Below are 19,198 nucleotides of genomic sequence, written 5' to 3'. Positions count from 1 at the left end.
TGGTGAGATGGGTCCCGGCTCTGCGGAGCGGCACTTCGCGCCGCAGCGCGTCCGGGACACAAGGTCGTTTTCCTCGTCCCTTTCCAGTTTGATCCAGCGCAACGCGCCTCTGCATCATTGTGCTTAATTCGCTCCAATTCCGCTGTCCGAAGGGAGCTTTCCATGAGCACCGCAAGCAGGCCATATCCCATCGTCCAGGACCTCATCGATTCCTTTGCGAGCTGGCTGAGGCATCGCCGCGAGCTGAACGAGATGCGGCAGCTCGATCGCGCCGATTTCGACCGGATCGCGAGCGACTTGAGGATCGCGCCTGACGATCTCGAGGAACTGGTCCGCCACGGCAAGCATTCTGCCGACGAGCTGCCAATGATGCTGCAGCAGCTTGGCATCAGCGCCGAAGGGCTAGGCCGCGCGCAGCCGCTGCTGCTCCGCGACATGGAGCGGGTCTGCTCGCTCTGCAACAACAAGGGACAATGCGACCGCGATCTGGCCGACGGCACTGCCGCGGAGAACTATCACGGCTACTGCGGCAACGCCGCGACGCTGGAATCGCTCGATCGCGCCGATGTCGCGCCGCGGTGAGCGGCGCAACGCCGGCTCATTCCGCGTCAGAAGTCAACCGACATCGATAGCCACAGCGTCCGCGGCATGCCGCTGATCACATAGCCGGTCGGATTTCCGATCCAGTAGCGATTGTCGAACAGATTGGTGAGCGACGCGCGGAACGTGGTCGGCCGCCCAGCGAGACTAGTGGCATAGCGTGCCCCGAGGTCGAAGGTCATCCACGCGGGGACGCTCTGGATGTTGTCGGTGCTGACATAGGCCCGGCTGGTGTAGATCGTGCGAGCCGTCGCCGTCAGTCCAGGCAGGAAGGGCGCATCCCACTCGATACCAAGATTGCTCTGCCAGCCCGGAGCACCGACCGCATGATTTCCGTCATAGAGGTGCCCTTCGGTCTTGGTGAGCCGTGCATCGAGATAAGTCACACCGCCCAGAACCCGGACCCCGGGCGCCACTTCGCCGAAGGTGTTGAGCTCGACGCCGCGGTTTCTCTGTTCGCCGTCGAGGCTGTAGATCTTGGTGACGGGATCGACGACGCCGCTCGGCAGGCTGATCTGGAACACCGCCAGGCTCGCGCCGAAGCGACCGAGATCGAGCTTGGTGCCGACCTCGTATTGCTTTGTCTTGAAGGGAGCGAACACCGCGTTGGTGTTGGCTGCGCCGGCCGGCGGCGTGGGTCCGGGCGAAAGACCTTCGATGTAGCTGGCGTAAAAGGACACTTCCTTGATCGGTCGCACCAGCAGGGCCACGGAGGGCGACGTCGCGCTCTGGTCATAGTGCGCGATCTCCAGACCGCTCGCGGGATCAAAGCCGTTCGCAATGACCTGCTGCTGTCTGGCGCCGACGGTCACCTGAAGCATCCCGTTCATCATCGAAAGCGTATCGGCAACGCCGACGCTTCGCAGGCCGAGAAAGTCGGACTTGCCCTCGGCGAAGGACGATATCGGCGTGCCGGGGCCCGCCAGCAGCGTGGGTGTGTAGATGTTGGTGAGATAGTTCCCGTAATTGGTCTGACCGAGCCAGTCGGTTCGGTTCAGGACACTGCCGCTGACCACGACTTCATGGCCGACCGGCCCCGTATCGAATCGCGCCCGAACACCGGCTTCGCCAGACACGGCCTCGGACTTGCCGGTCTGGAAGCGCGACGTTGAAAGTGCGTCGCCCGAAGTCGTGAGGATCGTCGCTCCCGGCGCCTCGCGCTTGTCATAACCGAATTGATTGGCGCCGATGGCGCCGAACATGGTGACGTTGTTGGACAGGTCGTATTCAGCGCGCGTCAGGCCCGTGAGGCTCTTTGCGCGGGCATAGTCGAAGGGCTGGGCGAGATTGATACGAGGATCCGGCGCATTGGGCACGGCAATGCCCTTGACTGGTGTATAGCCGCGCGCCGCAGCTTTCATCCAGTCGTCCTGATAGATGACATCGGCCGACCACCGGAAGCGCTCGCCGCGGTGGTCGACACCGAGCGAACCGACACCGTCACGCACCGATTGGCGGTCGATCGTGGTGTCTCCACCATTGAACCCGCCATTGAACCGGACGCCCCATTCCTTCTGATCCCCGTAGCGGCGCGCCACGTCGACCTCCGTGCCAAAGCGGGCGTTCGACATGTAGCCGACGGTCAGGCGCGTCAGATCTTCGTAAGCACGTTTGGTCACGACATTGACGCTACCGCCGATGCTTCCCTGAGGGGCCATGCCGTTGAGGAACGCGCCCGGGCCCTTGAGCAATTCGATACGCTCGATCGGCGCCGGGTTGACACGGTAGGCCGGCACCAGACCGTACAGCCCGTTCAACGCGATCTCGCTGTTCTCGACCCGGAAGCCGCGAATGGTCAGTGCGTCATAGCGGTTGCTGCTGCCGATTGCCGCGCGGACCGACGGATCGGAGTTGGTCAGAACCTCGGCGACGCTGGTGGCCTGCTGGTCACGGATGGTCTTCTCCGTATAGCTGGCGAGGCTGTATGGCGTATCCATGTAGTCTTTGTTGCCGAGCAGGCCGAGCTGGCCGCCTCGCGCGACTTGTCCGCCGACATACGGTACCGGCAATGCGGCGCGCTGCGCGCCGATCGTCGCAGGTGCGCTCGCTGCCGGCGCGCGCTCGGGCCGATCGGCCTGACGCCTCGCGCGCACTGCGTTCGATGAAGGCTGCCTCCGGGCGGGCGCAGCGCGGCGCTCCGGCGCAGATACGGCAACCGGAGGAAGCGACTGTCCGGATCCCGCCGACGGTTGAACGTTGGATTGTTGTGCGAATGACGATGTCGTGGTCAGCAGCATCGATACCGACACGAGCCAAAATTCGCGCGCGCCATTCCAATCGTGAATCATAGTACCCCGGAGTCTTTTTCTTATTAGTGCCCCGTCTCATCGCGCCGACGAGACACAGAGTGCAATAAACAGCCAGGCGAGCATCGCCAAATAGAAGGCATCTAATGTATTGAGCGAGATCTCGGCGCGAGACGCAGACGAGACGTTGTCGACTGATGTTTTGATTTCACGGCGTCCAACGCTGGGAGCCGCGAAACATCAAGATCACGCGTGCATTCGCACGAGGCGCTTCCGCGCAACATCAACTCAAAGAGTGCACGCAGAGGCCGCGGCGCGGCGGATGCGGGTGATTGTCACAGTCCGTCGGACGAACGTGTCGAGACGCGAGATGACGTTGTTGGACGCAAGAAGGCCTCGTCGCATGACGAGGTGTCAGCGCGCACAGCCGCAATTGCTGCCCGACATGGAGCGCTATGCAATCACAAGGGACAATGCGACCGCGATCTTACTGAGGGCACCGCCGCGGAGAATTATCACGGCTATTGCGGCAACGCCTCGACACTAGAATCGTTCGATCGCACCGCATTGAGGCGGCGTCAGCCGCAGGAAGTCATCCAACTCTAGATTCTTGTTTTTGACGCGTTATCTTCACGCGAACCGCTACCCGCTTCGGTCGAAAGCGCTCTAGATCGCGCCATTTCGCGCGCAAGCATCGCGCTGGGCAAATCCCTTCACGAGCTTTCTGCACGCACGATAGCGCTCTTCCATGCTCGTCCCAGTGACATTGCTCGGCGGACTCGGTCCGGCCGCGCTTTCCTTTTTGGCGGCACGAGGCTGCGAGACTTTCTCGCGTTGGGTTGAAGGCTCGACCTGCTCTGGCGCCGGTACAAGCTGCCAGACCGGGCGAAGCTCGATAGTCGCGGTCTCTGACGGATTCTCCTTTTTGAAGGAAGACAGCGCCAAGACGTTCTTGTCCAGCTTGACCGTGACCGGCGTTCCATTGATGGCGAATTTATCGTTCTCGATAAACTCGGCGAACGATTTGTATCCCGCCACATCCTTCGCCCAGGATTGTTTCGTGGGCGGGCCCCAGAGGTAGTATCCCCTGGCCAAGCCCGTCGCGGAGACCCCCGTGATGATCAGCATGGCATAGCGTCCCTTGCCATTGGTCCACCCACGCTTGTTGGACCACACGCCGACAAACCTGGAATTGGCGTTCAGCGGATCGTTCTGATCGGGCGAGATGGTGAAGCTCGGCAATTCGAGTTTTTGAGCTGCCGCGATGGCAGCGACTTTCTGACTATCCTCCGGCGCAAATAGATTTCGGACGACGGTCTTTACGTCAGACCCTTTTCCATCAGACCCTTGTTTTCCATCAGACCCTTGGCGCCCGGTGGCGTCCGGTTTCGGAGGGACGGCCGGAGATGCGAGCGCCGCAACTTCGTTGGCCTTGAATTTCTTCATCCGGCGGCGCGCTTCGTCGACATGGCTGCTGCGGGGATATCTGGCCAGAAAATCCTCATAGAGACCTGCCACTGTCGCCGTCTCGATCGCCAGCCAAAACTTCTCGTCTTCTGCGGGACTTGCGGGCGCCGGAGCCGACGCGGCCGGCGCCGGGGCGGACACGACTGGTGCCGGAGCGCTCGCGGCAGGAGCTCTCAGGTAAATCTCTTCCTTCGACAAGGAGCCATACACGAAAGGCTGCTGTTCGCGCTTGGTCGCCGCCATCACGTCATCGCGAACCCGGCGAAACAGAAACGATATCTCCAGGCCCGGCGTTTCGATGTGGCGAAGAAGCGACGCCGTAAAGGGGCTGTTGCGACCCTCGCCATCGCTCGCCGTGGTGCCATCGCGGGCGGCATACGCGATCAGGACATTGTCGGAAGGTTCGGTCGGCGCGAGCCCGCGCGGCACGGCCCGGGTGCTGATCGAGCGTTTCATCTTCGCGGCAAAGGGATTGTTGCGGCATGCGTCCAGGATCACGAGCCCCAGCTTCCCTGCCCTCGAAACCTGAAGGCTCACCGAGCGCAGGCTCACAGCCTCGCTCTCGATATCGGCGTCGCTCCGCAGTTCCGCGCTGATGGGAATCAGCCAATTCTCGCCGCCAACCTCCATGCCGTGCCCGGCGTAGAATGCGACGGCGATATCGGATGCTTCGGCAGAGCGGCCGAAGTCGATGACGGCCTTCCTCATCTCTTGCGCGGTCGCGTTCTTGACCAGCGTGACTTTGAAATCCAGTCGCTCCAGCGCGCGGCCGATGTCGGCCGCATCGCGAGTCGGGTTCGGCAACTCCGGCACCTTCTCATAGGCCCCATTGCCGATGACAAGAGCAACCCGAGACTGCGCAAGGGCCGGCTGAGTGAACAAAAGCGACGTGACGAGAAGGACGGCTGCCCCAAAAAACCGCATCAATGGATTGCCCAGACCTAATGATCTAATAACAGCTTTGAGGGTAGCACCCCTGTTCACCACCGCAACGGGAAAAGCCTCGACTATCTGCCGGACCGTTGATGGTGACGATCAGCAGAGCTCCCACCTCGTGGGCAACTCGCCGAGTGGCAATGGGGCGTTAATAGTATGATGTATGCAACATCTTGTTTGCGCGGCGAGGATACCGGAAAGGCCACCGCAATTATCCGTGCTTGATCTCGCCTATCGGCTCTGTTTGGATCATTGCCATTGACCAATTCGGATTTCGGACAATCATGGCAAATGAAATAGACGGACCTCGTCGTCCATTGGGGGCTCGTCCACACAAGGACACGTCGACCGTCCACCACGCGGGCATCGGGAATCGGCTACTGGCGGCGCTGCCGCCGGCGGATCTCGGCTTGCTCACGCCCTACTTCCAGAAGGTCTCGTTCGAACCCGATGCCGTCCTGGTGCGCTCGGGCGATGAGCTCGACCCGGTTTATTTTCCCCATAGCGGCGCAATCGCCTTCATGCTCGATATGCCGGACGGGCAAACGGTCGCAACCACCTTGATGGGACGGGAAGGCGCTTTGGCCTCGTTCTCCGTGCTTGGCCCGTCGCTTTCATCCGTGACCGCGGTTACTCGCATAGCCGGCACAGCATCGCTGATTTCCGCCGCCAAATTTCGCGCCGCCTTTGCGCAAAGCACAGCCATCAGGAACGTCGTGCAGGTCCACGCCCGCGCGGTGTTATTGCAGCTCCAGCACGTAGCCGCTTGCAACGCGCTGCACCGGGTGGATGGCCGCATGGCGCGGTGGCTCCTGCAGCTTCACGACCGCGTGCCCGATGACCGGCTTCCGGTGACTCAGGAGGCGCTTGCGCAACTGCTTGGGGTGCGACGGACGACAGTAACCCTGACGATGAGCAAGCTACGCGAGGCCGGCGCGGTCCCGTCCGACGGACGCGGGTTTGTAGAGATCGATCGGGCGCGGCTCGAGAAGGTCGCATGCGATTGTTATGCGCTCATGCAGCGCAACATCGATCGGATGTATTGCGAGGAATTGGCCGCACCGTCCTCTGCTCTTGGCGAACAGAAGATGGCCGTTTGTCGCTGAAAAGCGGATATCGCTTTTTCGAGTTGACGCTTCAGCCCTTGCTCATTGCGGCAATCGCATCCGCGATTGCGATCGTGCGCCGGGCCATGTCGGCGTGCAGTCGCTCGACCATCGCACCATCCAGCCTGATCGCGCCGCGCGAGACGTTCTCCGGCAGCTCGAACGCCGCGATGATTTTTCGCGCGCGCGCGACCTCCTCCTCGGGCGGCGTGAAGATCGCGTTGCAGGCGTCGATCTGCGAGGGGTGGATCAGCGTCTTGCCGTCGAAGCCGAGATCGCGGCCCTGCGCGCATTCGGTGGCAAAGCCGTCGGAATTGGCGATGTCGCTGTAGGGACCGTCGAGGATTTCGAGGCCGTGGGCGCGCGTCGCCAGGATGCAATGCGTGATCATCGGGATCATCGCGGCGCGGCCTGGCAGCATCTTGATGCGCGTTTCGCGTGAGATGTCGTTCGGGCCGAACACGAAACCGGAGAGACGCCGCGATTGATCGCGCCCGGCCTCGGCCAGCTCCTCCGCGTGCAGCACGGCGCGCGCGGTCTCGATCATGGCCCAGACCTTCACCGTCGGCGCCGCGCCAAGCTCGGTAAGACGGAGGCCGATCGTATTGAGATCTTCGACACTTGAAACTTTTGGAACCAGGATGCCGTCGGGCGAGGCCTTGGCGGCCATGGCGAGATCGTCGGCCCACCAGGGCGTGTCGAGACCGTTGGTCCGGATCAGGATCTCGCGCTTGCCGAACCCCTTGGCCGCGATGGCCGCCGCGATTCCATCGCGCGCCACCGCCTTGGCGTCGGGAGCGACGGAATCTTCCAGATCGAGGATCAGGCCGTCGGCGGCGAGATTGCGCGCCTTTTCCAGCGCGCGAGGGTTGGAGCCGGGCATGAACAGATGGCTGCGGCGCGGGCGGGTCATGCAAGCGTTCCCTTCGGTTTCCTCAGGCGGTTGTAGAGCACGATCCGGAAAACTGTGCAGCGGTTTTCCGGCAAGGATCATGCTCAAGCAAACAGCCACAGGCGATAACATCTGGCCTGCCTATTCGAAAGGCTTGTTCGCCCCGGCGGTATATGTTTAGGCATAGGCCATGACCGCATTCCCAGAGCATTTGCTGGAAGGCTACAGGGCCTTCGCCACCCAGCGGCTGCCGACCGAGCAGACCCGCTACCGCGACCTGTCGGTGAAGGGGCAGTCGCCGGAAGTGATGGTGATCGGCTGCTGCGACAGCCGCGTCTCGCCCGAGGTGATCTTCGACGTCGGCCCGGGCGAATTGTTCGTGGTCCGCAACATCGCCAATCTGGTGCCGGTGTATCAGCCCGACGGCAACGCGCATGGCGTCTCGGCGGCGCTGGAATATGCGGTGACGGTGCTGAAGGTGAAGCACATCGTGGTGCTCGGCCACGCCCAATGCGGCGGCATCCGCGCCTTCGTCGACAAGATCGAGCCGCTCACGCCGGGCGACTTCATCGGCAAATGGATGCAGATGTTCATCAAGCCGGGTGAAGTGGTCGAGCAACGCGACCATGAGAGCATGGCGCAATTCGTCGAGCGCATCGAGAAGGCCGCGGTGTTCCGCAGCCTGGAAAACCTGATGACGTTCCCGTTCGTGCAGAAGGCGGTCGACAGCGGCCAGATGCAGACCCACGGCGCCTATTTCGGCGTCGCGGAGGGATCGCTGTTCGTGCTGGACAAGGCGAGCAAGGAATTCAAGAGGGCGAATGGTGAGTAGCGAATGGCGAGTTGCGCATAGAAATCTCTATTCGCCATTCGCTACTCACCACTCGCCTGCTTTCAGGCCGCCTGCTTCTTCGCGCTGATCAGCTTGCGGTTGATCAGCACTTCCGCGATCTGGATCGCGTTGAGGGCTGCGCCCTTGCGGAGGTTGTCGGACACGCACCACAGCACGAGACCGTTCTCCACCGTCGCGTCCTCGCGGATGCGGCTGATGTAAGTCGCGTCCTCGCCGGCCGCTTCGTAAGGCGTCGCGTATCCGCCGGGCTCCTGCTTGTCGATGACGAGACAGCCGGGCGCCTTGCGCAGGATATCGCGCGCTTCATCCGCACTGATCGGATTCTCGAACTCGATGTTGACGGCTTCGGAGTGGCCGACGAACACCGGCACGCGCACGCAGGTGGCGGAGAGCTTGATCTTGGGATCAAGGATCTTCTTGGTCTCCGCCATCATCTTCCACTCTTCCTTGGTGTAGCCGTCCTCCATGAAGACGTCGATGTGGGGGATGACGTTGAAGGCGATGCGCTTGGGGAATTTCTTCGCGACCAGCTCGTCATTGGTGTAGACGGCCTTGGTCTGCGAGAACAGCTCGTCCATCCCGTCCTTGCCGGCGCCCGACACCGATTGATAGGTCGAGACCACGACGCGCTTGATGGTCGCCTTCTCGTGCAGCGGCTTGAGCGCGACCACGAGCTGCGCGGTCGAGCAGTTCGGGTTGGCGATGATGTTCTTCTTCTTGAAGCCTTCGGTCGCGCCAGCGTTCACCTCCGGCACGATCAGCGGCACGTCCGGATCCATGCGCCAGGCCGACGAGTTGTCGATCACGACCGCGCCGGCGGCGCCGATCTTCGGCGACCATTCCTTCGACACCTCACCGCCGGCCGACATCAGGCAGATGTCGACGTCGGAGAAGTCGTAATGCTCGAGCGCCTTGCACTTCAGGGTGCGGTCGCCATAGGAGACCTCGACACCGACGCTGCGGCGTGACGCCAAGGCCACGACCTCGTCCGCGGGGAATTTGCGCTCGTCGAGAATGTTGAGCATTTCCCGTCCGACATTGCCGGTCGCGCCGACGACTGCGACTTTGTAACCCATCGTTCACTCTCCGATGAAAAAGCCCGTTCCCGAAGCTGACGCTTAAACAGGAAGAGCAGCGCTTCTATGCGAGAACCGGCCTCAAGACAACGTTGGACCATGCCTGAAGGCCGTGGATGCAGTCGCCTGAGGCCAGCACGGCCGTTAGCCCTACCCGGATCCACCTGACGCTCTTGGCTATCGCCGACGAGGTCGTCGGCACGCTGGCGCATCTGATCGCCTATGTGGGGGCGCTCGCGCTGTTTGCCATCCTCGCCCTCGCTGCGCTCGGCCAGCTGCCCGAGCTGCGCGGCGAAGATCCCGCAGACAAGCCGGGCTGGAGCACGGCCGATCGCTCGCACCCGGCCTTCGCCCTGAGCCGGATCGATTCATCAGAAAAAACAGCCTCTTACACCATCCTTCGGCATCCCGAAGGCGGCCGCAAAGACGTGATGCGCTGGGCGAGCGCGGCGGACCAGCCGCTGGCCGAGCTCGAAATCTATCGGGAAGGCGGCGAATTCGACGTGGCCCGTCCTGTAGCGATGGACCTCGCCATCCAGATGGGCCTCGGGGCGGCGACCCCGCTCGAGCAAGCCGGCCTGATCGAGACGAAATTCGGCCCCGTCGCCCTGTTCCGGCCGATCGGCACGGACAAGCGGACGCCGGCCTGCCTCGGCTACCTCAAGCGAAACGAGGAGCCGGCCTTGCAGATCTCCGGCTTCTCCTGCCAGGGCGACACAATGCCCGCCCGGCGTGCGGCGATCGCCTGCACGTTGAACCGGCTGACGCTGCTGACCTCCGGCAACGAGCCGAAGCTGGCGGAATTGTTCGCCCGTGCCGAGCTGAAGCGCCGTGCTTGCGACCTCGTGGGCTCGCCGGACTGGCTGCTGGGCGCCGCCAACGCGCAATTGCGCGGGGCGCTTTGACCGGCATCAAGCTCAAGTGGCTGGTATTGATGCAACTTTTGCCAGCGCGCACGATTATTCCAAGCTGGTGTGACCCAATAGACCTAGTTGCGCTCACCCCGGCCGGGCTAGTATGGGAGTGAAATCGACTGGCGGCCTGCCGCCTGAAGGGGACGTGATGAGCTCGAAATTCTCTGCCAAATTGGCGACCTTGTTTGCAGCGGGCGCCGTGATTGCCATGTCCTCTGTCATTGGTTCGGCGACGCCGGCCTCGGCCGACAACAAGACCAAGCGCTACGACGAGCGTGGCCGGCACTATTACGGCCCGAGCGGCCCCAACGCCGTCTATCAGCAGGGCCGCACCCGCATCTACGTGAGCAAGCGCTCCTGGCTCGACGGCGGCACCGAGGTCAATCCGGGCGACCGCAAGTTCTCCGACTACGCCTTCCCGCCAGCGGTTGGCTATCCGTCCTTCGCCCGCGAGAATCTCAACCGCCCGATCGACCGCCAGCCGCTCTCGCCGCCGCAGGACGTCGGCGGCTATCCGCAGAATTTCCCGCTGTACTGAGCGGAGTTATCGACCGAATCAAAATGGCCGGGCTCGCGCCCGGCCATTTTTGTTTTTGCGAGGTGCCGTAGGGTGGGCAAAGGCGCCCTTGCGCCGTGCCCACGATCTTTCGGCAATCGCGACAGAAGACGTGCGCACGCTTGCGCTTTGCCCACCCTACGATTCTGCCGCTGGAGCAAAAGCCGGGTCGTAACGCTCGCAAAACTCCTCGATCGCTTCGGAGCGGAAATCGGCGAGGCGCTCGAAGATGAGCTCATCCGGCCAATCCCACCAGGCGATGCGGCGCAGGCTGTCCGCGACGGAATCAGGAAAGCGCTTGCGGATCGGACGCGCGGGAACGCCGCCGACGATCGTGTAGGGCTCGACGTCGCGGCTGACGACAGCGCCTGCCGCAATCACCGCGCCGTCGCCGACGTTCACGCCGGGCAGCAGGATGGCGGCGTGCCCGATCCAGACATCATTGCCGACGATGACCCGGTCGCCGCGGCGGTCCGCGAAGAAGTCACGGTCGCGCGTCACGCCCGCCTCGTAATATTCCGGGCAATAGGTGAAGCGATGCTGGGACGGCCGGCCCATCGGATTGGGCGCACCGATCCGCACCGAATTGGCGATGGCCGTGAACTTTCCGATTTCCGCGTCGGCGACGTCACAATTCTCGCCGAGATAGGAGTAGTCGCCGAGCGAGGCATATTCGATGCGGGTATGGCTGAGGACCTCGCAGCGCCGCCCGATCTGCGCCTCGCGCTGGCGCACCGTGTCATGGATGATGGTTTCCGCGATCTTGGGGCGGGGTGAAGCATCCATGAATCAGCTCCGGGAGCAGGTGCCGTAGGGTGGGCAAAGGCGCAACGCGCCGTGCCCACCATCTCTTTCTAATCGCACTCAGAACGTGGGCACGCTTCGCTTTGCCCACCCTACGAGAGCTGAGCTTGCCGCTTACGCGTGCAGCTTCTGCAATTCCTTCAGAATCGCTTCGCCCATCTGCGTGGTCGAGGCGGCCGTGGTGCCCTCCGACTTGATGTCGGCGGTGCGCAGGCCGCTGGCGAGCACCGCGGCGATCGCGGCGTCGACCTTGTCGGCGAGCGCGCCCATGTCGAAGGAGTAGCGCAGCGCCATGCCGAACGACGAGATCATCGCAATGGGATTGGCGAGGCCCTGGCCTGCGATATCGGGCGCCGAGCCGTGCACCGGCTCGTACAGCGCCTTGCGCTTCTTGGTCTTGACGTCGACCTCGCCGAGCGAGGCCGAGGGCAGCATGCCGAGCGAACCCGTCAGCATCGCCGCGATGTCGGACAGCATGTCGCCGAACAGATTGTCGGTGACGATGACGTCGAACTGCTTGGGCGCCTTCACCAGCATCATGCCGCCGGAATCGGCGAGCTGATGCTCGAGCGTGACATCAGGGTATTCGCGCTTGTGGACCGCCGTCATGACCTCGTTCCAGAGCACGCCCGACTTCATGACGTTGCGCTTCTCCATCGACGTCACCTTGTTCTTGCGCTTCCTGGCAAGCTCGAAGGCGACGCGGCCGATGCGCTCGATCTCATAGGTGTCGTAGACCTGGGTATCGACGGCGCGCTTCTGGCCGTTGCCGAGGTCGGTGATGGTCTTGGGCTCGCCGAAATAGACGCCGCCGGTGAGCTCGCGCACGATCATGATGTCGAGGCCTTCGACCGCCTCGCGCTTCAGGCTGGAGGCATCGGCCAGCGCCGGGTAGCACACGGCGGGACGCAGGTTGGCGAACAGAGCCAGATCCTTGCGTAGGCGCAGCAAGCCGGCTTCAGGGCGCACCTCGTAAGGAACGGCATCCCATTTGGGACCGCCGACCGCGCCGAAGATGATGGCGTCGGCCGCAAGCGCCTTGGCCATGTCGCCCTCGGAGATCGACACCTTGTGCGCGTCATAGGCGGAGCCGCCGACGAGGCCGGTATCGGTCTCGAACTTGGCGATCCCGGCCGAATTGAGCCAATCGATCAGCCGCTTCACCTCGCCCATCACCTCGGGGCCGATACCGTCGCCGGGAAGCAGCAGCAGTTTGTGGGTCGCCATGGTCGTTTCCTCTGAGATCGATTTCGGCCGGAGTGCTAGAGCGGCGTTGCGCACTTGGCAAGACACCATTGCCGGGGTGCGGCTGTGCAAGGCGGACGGAGCCTGCCACACTGGGTAGGCCGGAGTATCCCCTTGCACACGCCTGACCGCCTACCGCCCGACGCGCACCCCGCGCGGCTGATCCTGACCCTGTCGCTGGCGGCCACCGTCGGGCTCGGCATCGGCCGCTTTGCCTATGCGCTGGTGCTGCCCGACATGCGGGAGGACCTCGGCTGGTCCTATTCGGCCGCCGGATTCATGAACACCATCAATGCCGTCGGCTATCTCGTGGGCGCGCTTGTGGCCTCGCGCCTGATCCAGCGCGTCGGCTGGGCGGCCGCGATCCGCGGCGGAACCCTGGCCTGCGTCGCCGCGCTCGCCATTTGCGCGCTGACGGGGAATTTCGTCGCGCTGAGCCTGGCGCGCCTCGTGCTGGGTCTCGGCGCCGCGGCCGGCTTCGTCGCCGGCGGCGCGCTGGCGGCGACCATCGCGCAATCGCGCCCGGAGCGGGCCAATTTCCTGCTCAGCCTGTTCTATGCCGGACCCGGCATCGGCATTCTGTCCTCGGGGCTGATCGCTCCGTTCACGCTGCAATATTTCGGGCCGGGCTCGTGGTGGATGGTGTGGTGGGCGCTGACACTGCTCTCGGTCGCGATGACCGTGCCGCTGTTCCTGATCCGCATCGAAAGCGGCGCGCGTTTCTCGGAAGGCAGCCACGCCGCCTTCGCGATTCGTCCCGTGCTGATCTACCTCGCCGGCTATTTCCTGTTCGGCGCGGGCTACATCGCCTACATGACCTTCATGATCGCCTATGTGCGCGACGGCGGCGGCGGGGCCGCGGCGCAGGCCGCGTTCTGGGGCCTGATCGGCCTGTCCGCCTTCGTCACACCCTGGGCCTGGCGCGGCGTGCTGGCGCTCGACCGCGGCGGATTGGCCACCGCCATCATCCTCGGCACCAATGCACTCGGTGCGGCCCTGCCGATGCTCGGGCATTCGCCGGCATGGCTCGCGGTCTCCGCCGTGGTGTTCGGCGTCGCCTTCTTCGCCGTGGTCGGCTCGACCACCGCCTTCGTGCGCTTCAACTATCCGCCGGCGATGTGGCCGACCGCGATCGCTGCGATGACGATCTCGTTCGGCGTCGGTCAGACGCTGGGGCCGATCGTGGTCGGCGCGATCACGGACGCGCTGGGGAGCTTGAGTTACGCGCTGAATGTGTCGGCGGCGCTGCTGGCGCTGGGCGCGGTCGCGGCGCTGTGTCAGCGGAAGGTGGGGCCAGCCAAGGAATCGGTGCCGTAGGGTGGGCAAAGGCGCACTTGCGCCGTGCCCACGATCTCTCTCGGATTGCAACAAGCGCGTGGGCACGCTTCGCTTTGCCCACCCTACGACAGCGCGCCTAGCTCCCGCTAAACGAATTATACCCCTGGTCTTCCCAATAGCCGCCCTTGTAGTCGTTGGTGACTTCCATCGAGACCACGTATTTCGGGTTCTTGAAGCCGAGTTTCGTGGGCACGCGGATCTTCATTGGGAAGCCGTAGGCACGCGGCAGAATCTCTTCCGCGTATTTGAACGTCATCTGGGTCTGCGGATGCAGCGCGCTGCGCATGTCCAAGGGCGAGTTGTAGCCGTCCTTGTCGGCGCACTGGAACCAGACATATTTCGCGCGCGTGTCGGCGCCGATCAGTTTTAAGAAATCGCGCAAAGGCGTGCCGGTCCAGCTGCCGATCGCGCTCCAGCCCTCGACGCAGATGTGACGCGTGATCTGCGTCACCTGCGGCAGCTTGTAGAGTTCGTCGAGCGTCCAGGACTTCTTGTTGTCGACGAGGCCGCGCACTTCGAGCTTCCAGTCTTTGCCATCGATGTCGGGCGCGTCGTCGAGATCGTAATAGGCATTGAACGGGAACGGCTTTGTGATCGCGCTTTCGGGGAAGGTCGGCGCCAGCGCGTCGGGATTGAAGATGAAGGCCTGCACCGCGTCGTTGAACTTCGAGACCTGCGACAGCAGCGTATCGGCCGAGGACGAGTCCACGACGTCGCAGCCGGTCAGCAGCGTCAGCGCACCTAAGCTGGCGCCGCCCGCAATGAAGCGGCGACGGGTAAAATCCGGCATCGTCTTGATGGCGTCCTTGATGAGCAGCCGCTTGTCGACGCCGGGGATCAGGAATGAGCGCTTGGCCATGATAATTCTCCTAATCAGCGGCCAATGATCATCGCACGCAGGCTCTTGGGCACCAGCAGCGCGAGCAGGACGTGAATGACGAGGAAGGCGCAGATCGCGGCCATGCAGAAGAAGTGCACGTAGCGCGCGGTCGGATAATCGCCGAACAGCATCACGAGATAATAGAGCTGCACCGGCTTCCACATCCCGAGGCCGGAGAGCACGATCAGCACGCCGACCACGATGATGCCGGCATAAAGCAGGCGCTGCACGTAATTGTAGACGGTGAGGTCGTCATGCCCGAGCTTGAAGGTCAGCGCTGCCCTGACGTCATGGAGCACGCCTGACGGGGTGATTGGAAACAGTTTCTTGCGGAAACGGCCAGTGGCGAAGCCCGTGACGAGATAGGCGAGGCCGTTGATCATCAACAGCCACATCGCAGCAAAGTGCCAGAGCAGGCCGCCGCCGAGCCAGCCGCCGAGCGTGTACTCGCGCGGGAAACTGAAGCCGAACAGCGGCGAGGCGTTGTAGATCTGCCAGCCCGACAGGATCATCAGGATCATGGCCAGCGCATTGACCCAGTGCATGACGCGGACCCAGGCCGGCTGGATCACTTTGGCCGGGGCGGCGCTGACCTGCTCGTCGGTGACTGTGAGGCTCGACATGATGGTTCCGTCCTGAACGTCGTTTGACACCGATTATACGCCGATGCGCCCGCTTTCGTTACGCCCTGTCCGCCATCGAATCGATAGCGTCGCGCTATGGCGGTCACAATAAAGCGAGCCGGGTGCCCCGGCTCGCCGTTTCGTCGCATCCTGTTCGGGGGATGAAACAGGATCGCGCGGTGTTACGTCGCCGGCATCAGCACGGTGTCGACCACATGGATCACGCCGTTGGACTGGTTGACGTTGGAGATCGTGACCATCGAGGTGCCGCCCTTGGCATCGACGATCCAGGTCTTGCCGTCCATCTTCTTGACCGTCAGTTCCTCGCCTTCAGCGGTCTTCAGCTTCTTGCCCTCGGTGAGGTCGGAGGCCTCGAGCTTCCCGGGCACGACATGGTAGGTGAGGATCTTGGTCAGCGTCGCCTTGTTCTCCGGCTTGACCAGATTGTCGACGGTGCCGGCCGGCAGCTTGCCGAAGGCGGCGTTGGTCGGCGCGAACACCGTGAACGGACCCTTGCCTTCCAGCGTCGGCACCAGGCCGGCCGCCTTCACCGCCGCGACCAGCGTGGTGTGGTCCTTCGAGTTCACGGCATTCTGGACGATGTTCTTGGACGGGAACATCGCGGCGCCGCCGACCATGACGGTCTTCTCCTCGGCGCGGGCAGGCGCGACGACGGTCGCGGTGATGGCCAGGGCGCTGAAGGCGGCGGCGGCGAGATAGGCAATGCGCTTTGACATGGAAAGTCTCCCGATTGAATTGTAACCGGCGATGGCCGGTCTTGAGTTGGGGCAACAACGGCGGCTGCGACCTGTTGGCGTGAAGCAGCAGCGCCGTCGTTGGACCGAACTACGGGAGGGTTCGGGTTGCGGTTTCGGAGAAAAATTCTTTGTGATGCGTGAAACTATGGCGCGGCATGTCCGTGTGATGCGCGAGCACGCCAAGCGGCCGGTGCCGTAGGGTGGGCAAAGCGCAGCGTGCCCACCAACCGCAAATGGAGAGAGGTAGTGGGCACGGCGCCTCGCGCCTTTGCCCACCCTACGGCAATGTGCCCGTTGAGACAGTGTACGAACCTCAATCCCTGTTGTTCGGCGTCTGGATGAATCCGCGATTATGCGTCGGGCTGATCAGCACCTCGTTGATGCAGACCCTGGCCGGCATGCTCGCGATGAAGGCGATGGTGCGACCGAGATCTTCGGATTGCAGCATCCTGGCCTGCTCGTCCTCGCTCGGCACCACCGGGCGCTGTTTGAGGATCGGCGTCGCTACCTCGCCCGGCATCAGGCAGCAGGCGCGCAGGCCGTTGACGCATTCGTCCATGTTGAAGGAATGGGTCAGCGCCAGCACCGCATGCTTGGTCGTGGTGTAGGCCGGGCCCGGCATTTTCGAGACGTGGCGGCCAGCCCAGGACGAGACGTTGATGATCGCGCCGTCCTGCTGCTTGCGCATCGTCGGCAGCACCGCGCGCATGCAATAGAGCACGCCGTTGAGATTGACCTGGACCAGTGTGTCCCAGCCCTCCAGTTCCATGTCCTTCCAGCTGCGCTTGGGAACATTGATGCCGGCATTGTTGACCAGGAGGTCGATGCGGCCGTGCCTGGCGACGATCTGATCGGCGGCTTTCTGGGCTTCCGCAGCGCTGGACACGTCCAGCGCGATGGCCTCGGCCGCCCCGCCCGCCTTGGTGATCTTGGCAACCACGGTATCCAGGGCGTCCTTGCGCCGGCCCGAGACCACCACGATCCAACCGTCGGCCGCCAGCGCCTCGGCGCCGGCCTCTCCGATCCCGCTGCCGCCGCCCGTGACCCAGGCCACGCGTTTCCCAGCTTTTGTCATGCAAACTGTCTCCGTTGCTTCATCGGGGCGGTTTTTGCTAATCCAGCCCTCGGTTTGACCGGCCTTCGCCGGCGAGGAATGTTGCATGAACCCAGCTGCCAACGCCAACCTGTTCTCCCGCCTGTTCGACGGCCTGGACGATCCGAAGCGCCTCGCGATCGAGACGCATGACGGCGGCCATATCAGCTATGGCGAGCTGATCGCGCGGGCCGGACAGATGGCGAATGTGCTGGTCGCGCGCGGCGTGAAGCCGGGCGACCGCGTCGCGGTGCAGGTCGAGAAATCCGTCGCCAATATCGTGCTGTATCTCGGCACGGTCAGGGCCGGCGCGGTCTACCTTCCGCTCAACACCGCCTATACGCTCAACGAGCTCGACTACTTCATCGGCGATGCCGAACCGTCGCTGGTGGTCTGCGATCCCTCCAAGGCCGAAGGCCTCGCCCCGATCGCCGCCAAGGTGAAAGCCGGGGTCGAGACGCTCGGAGCTGACGGCAAGGGCTCGCTGACGGAAGCCGCCGACAAGGCCAGCCCAGAATTCACGACTGTCGCGCGGGCGAACGACGATCTGGCGGCCATCCTCTACACCTCGGGCACCACCGGCCGCTCCAAGGGCGCGATGTTGACGCATGATAATCTGGCGTCGAACTCGCTCTCGCTCGTTGGCTACTGGCGCTTCACCGACAAGGACGTGCTGATCCACGCACTGCCGATCTACCATACGCACGGCCTGTTCGTGGCGACCAACGTGACGCTGTTCGCGCGGGCGTCGATGATCTTCCTGCCGAAGCTCGATCCGGATTTGATGATCAAGCTGATGGCGCGCGCCACGGTGCTGATGGGCGTGCCGACCTTCTACACGCGCTTGCTCCAGAATCCTGCGCTGTCGAAGGAGACGACCAAGCATATGCGGCTGTTTATCTCGGGCTCGGCGCCGCTGCTGGCGGAGACCCATCGCGAATGGTCGGCGCGCACGGGGCACGCGGTGCTCGAGCGCTACGGCATGACCGAGACCAACATGAACACGTCGAACCCCTATGACGGCGAACGCGTCCCCGGCGCAGTCGGTTTTCCCTTGCCCGGCGTCTCCGTGCGCGTGACCGAGCCCGAGACGGGCAAGGAGCTGCCGCGCGAGGAGATCGGCATGATCGAGGTCAAGGGCCCGAACGTCTTCAAGGGCTATTGGCGCATGCCAGAAAAGACCAAGTCCGAATTCCGCGACGACGGCTTCTTCATCACCGGCGATCTCGGCAAGATCGACGCCAAGGGCTACGTCCACATCCTCGGCCGCGGCAAGGATCTCGTGATCTCCGGCGGCTTCAACGTCTATCCCAAGGAGATCGAGAGCGAGATCGACGCCATGCCCGGCGTGGTAGAATCCGCCGTGATCGGCGTGCCGCATGCCGATTTCGGCGAAGGCGTTACGGCGGTGCTGGTCTGCAACAAGGGCGCCGATGTCACCGAAGCCGCCGTGCTGAACGCGCTCGACGGACGGATCGCGAAGTTCAAGATGCCCAAGCGCGTCTTCGTCGTCGACGAGCTGCCGCGCAACACCATGGGCAAGGTGCAGAAGAACATCTTGCGGGATACGTACAAGGATATTTACGCGAAGAAGTGAGGGGACTCGTCGCAGGTTGCGACGAGGAGCATCCACACAACGCGCTGTCATGCCCCGACTCGACCGGGGCATCCAGTACGCCGCAGCCTTTCGAGGCAAGCACTGCCGTCTCTGGAATACTGGATCGCCCGATCAAGTGTTCAGCCCGGGGACATGACCGACGGGTGTTCGGGGACATGGCCGACACTTTCTCCGCTCGCCAAGTCGATGATAG

The 19,198-nt window shown here is 63.4% G+C and carries 17 protein-coding genes; 7 read left to right on the top strand and 10 right to left on the bottom strand.

The window, feature by feature from the left end; translation table 11 throughout:
- Positions 1-162: 162 nt before the first annotated feature.
- Positions 163-582, top strand: coding sequence for a hypothetical protein (locus RAD10_RS35290; protein WP_461621046.1), 420 nt, complete (start codon positions 163-165; stop codon positions 580-582).
- Between the two features lie 26 nt (positions 583-608).
- Here RAD10_RS35290 and RAD10_RS35285 read toward each other — a convergent pair whose 3' ends face one another.
- Together RAD10_RS35285 and RAD10_RS35280 are read right to left on the bottom strand one after the other, a co-directional pair.
- Positions 609-2,693, bottom strand: a complete 2,085-nt coding sequence (locus RAD10_RS35285; RefSeq protein ID WP_461621045.1) for a TonB-dependent receptor — start codon at positions 2,691-2,693, stop codon at positions 609-611.
- 819 nt (positions 2,694-3,512) lie between these two features.
- Complete coding sequence (locus RAD10_RS35280; protein ID WP_461621044.1) at positions 3,513-5,237, bottom strand: caspase family protein; 1,725 nt, start codon at positions 5,235-5,237, stop codon at positions 3,513-3,515.
- A gap of 422 nt (positions 5,238-5,659) precedes the next feature.
- Here RAD10_RS35280 and RAD10_RS35275 point away from each other — a divergent pair, with 422 nt between their 5' ends.
- Complete coding sequence (locus RAD10_RS35275; protein WP_461621043.1) at positions 5,660-6,355, top strand: Crp/Fnr family transcriptional regulator; 696 nt, start codon at positions 5,660-5,662, stop codon at positions 6,353-6,355.
- Between the two features lie 31 nt (positions 6,356-6,386).
- On the opposite strand, the gene RAD10_RS35270 is transcribed toward RAD10_RS35275, so the two are convergent.
- Positions 6,387-7,268 carry an HpcH/HpaI aldolase/citrate lyase family protein gene (locus RAD10_RS35270; RefSeq protein WP_461621042.1) on the bottom strand — a complete coding sequence of 294 codons (882 nt, stop codon included), beginning with the start codon at positions 7,266-7,268 and terminating at the stop codon, positions 6,387-6,389.
- Between the two features lie 169 nt (positions 7,269-7,437).
- Between RAD10_RS35270 and RAD10_RS35265 the strand changes: the two genes are divergently transcribed.
- Entirely contained in the window at positions 7,438-8,079 is a 642-nt protein-coding gene (locus RAD10_RS35265; RefSeq protein WP_461621041.1) for a carbonic anhydrase, read from the top strand.
- 62 nt (positions 8,080-8,141) lie between these two features.
- On the opposite strand, the gene RAD10_RS35260 is transcribed toward RAD10_RS35265, so the two are convergent.
- A complete protein-coding gene (locus RAD10_RS35260; protein ID WP_183261167.1) occupies positions 8,142-9,176 on the bottom strand; it encodes an aspartate-semialdehyde dehydrogenase in 1,035 nt (344 codons plus the stop codon).
- Positions 9,177-9,292: 116 nt separating this feature from the next.
- Between RAD10_RS35260 and RAD10_RS35255 the strand changes: the two genes are divergently transcribed.
- Together RAD10_RS35255 and RAD10_RS35250 are read left to right on the top strand one after the other, a co-directional pair.
- Positions 9,293-10,081: a hypothetical protein gene (locus tag RAD10_RS35255; protein ID WP_461621040.1), complete on the top strand. Its 789-nt coding sequence runs from the start codon at positions 9,293-9,295 to the stop codon at positions 10,079-10,081.
- 157 nt (positions 10,082-10,238) lie between these two features.
- On the top strand, positions 10,239-10,628 hold the full coding sequence (locus tag RAD10_RS35250; RefSeq protein ID WP_461621039.1) for a hypothetical protein: 390 nt from the start codon (positions 10,239-10,241) through the stop codon (positions 10,626-10,628).
- Between the two features lie 156 nt (positions 10,629-10,784).
- Here the strand turns inward: RAD10_RS35250 and RAD10_RS35245 are convergent, their stop codons facing one another.
- Together RAD10_RS35245 and leuB are read right to left on the bottom strand one after the other, a co-directional pair.
- On the bottom strand, positions 10,785-11,432 hold the full coding sequence (locus RAD10_RS35245; RefSeq protein ID WP_461621038.1) for a DapH/DapD/GlmU-related protein: 648 nt from the start codon (positions 11,430-11,432) through the stop codon (positions 10,785-10,787).
- A gap of 132 nt (positions 11,433-11,564) precedes the next feature.
- Positions 11,565-12,677: a 3-isopropylmalate dehydrogenase gene (gene leuB / locus RAD10_RS35240; protein ID WP_461621037.1), complete on the bottom strand. Its 1,113-nt coding sequence runs from the start codon at positions 12,675-12,677 to the stop codon at positions 11,565-11,567.
- A 132-nt stretch (positions 12,678-12,809) separates the two neighbouring features.
- On the opposite strand from leuB, the gene RAD10_RS35235 reads away from it, so the two are divergent.
- Positions 12,810-14,012, top strand: a complete 1,203-nt coding sequence (locus tag RAD10_RS35235; RefSeq protein ID WP_461621036.1) for a YbfB/YjiJ family MFS transporter — start codon at positions 12,810-12,812, stop codon at positions 14,010-14,012.
- Positions 14,013-14,109: 97 nt separating this feature from the next.
- Here RAD10_RS35235 and RAD10_RS35230 read toward each other — a convergent pair whose 3' ends face one another.
- From RAD10_RS35230 to RAD10_RS35215, 4 genes are all read right to left on the bottom strand, one after another.
- Positions 14,110-14,892, bottom strand: coding sequence for a molybdopterin-binding protein (locus RAD10_RS35230; protein ID WP_461621035.1), 783 nt, complete (start codon positions 14,890-14,892; stop codon positions 14,110-14,112).
- A 14-nt stretch (positions 14,893-14,906) separates the two neighbouring features.
- On the bottom strand, positions 14,907-15,536 hold the full coding sequence (locus RAD10_RS35225) for a cytochrome b/b6 domain-containing protein (protein ID WP_461621034.1): 630 nt from the start codon (positions 15,534-15,536) through the stop codon (positions 14,907-14,909).
- Between the two features lie 182 nt (positions 15,537-15,718).
- Positions 15,719-16,273, bottom strand: a complete 555-nt coding sequence (locus RAD10_RS35220) for a fasciclin domain-containing protein (RefSeq protein WP_461621033.1) — start codon at positions 16,271-16,273, stop codon at positions 15,719-15,721.
- Positions 16,274-16,607: 334 nt separating this feature from the next.
- Positions 16,608-17,369, bottom strand: coding sequence for an SDR family oxidoreductase (locus RAD10_RS35215; RefSeq protein ID WP_461621032.1), 762 nt, complete (start codon positions 17,367-17,369; stop codon positions 16,608-16,610).
- A gap of 85 nt (positions 17,370-17,454) precedes the next feature.
- Here RAD10_RS35215 and RAD10_RS35210 point away from each other — a divergent pair, with 85 nt between their 5' ends.
- A complete protein-coding gene (locus RAD10_RS35210; RefSeq protein WP_461621031.1) occupies positions 17,455-18,984 on the top strand; it encodes a malonate--CoA ligase in 1,530 nt (509 codons plus the stop codon).
- The last annotated feature ends 214 nt before the right edge of the window (positions 18,985-19,198 follow it).

The sequence above is a fragment of the Bradyrhizobium sp. 23AC genome, assembly GCF_054863025.1.
This window is presented reverse-complemented; position numbering and strand designations above follow the sequence as displayed.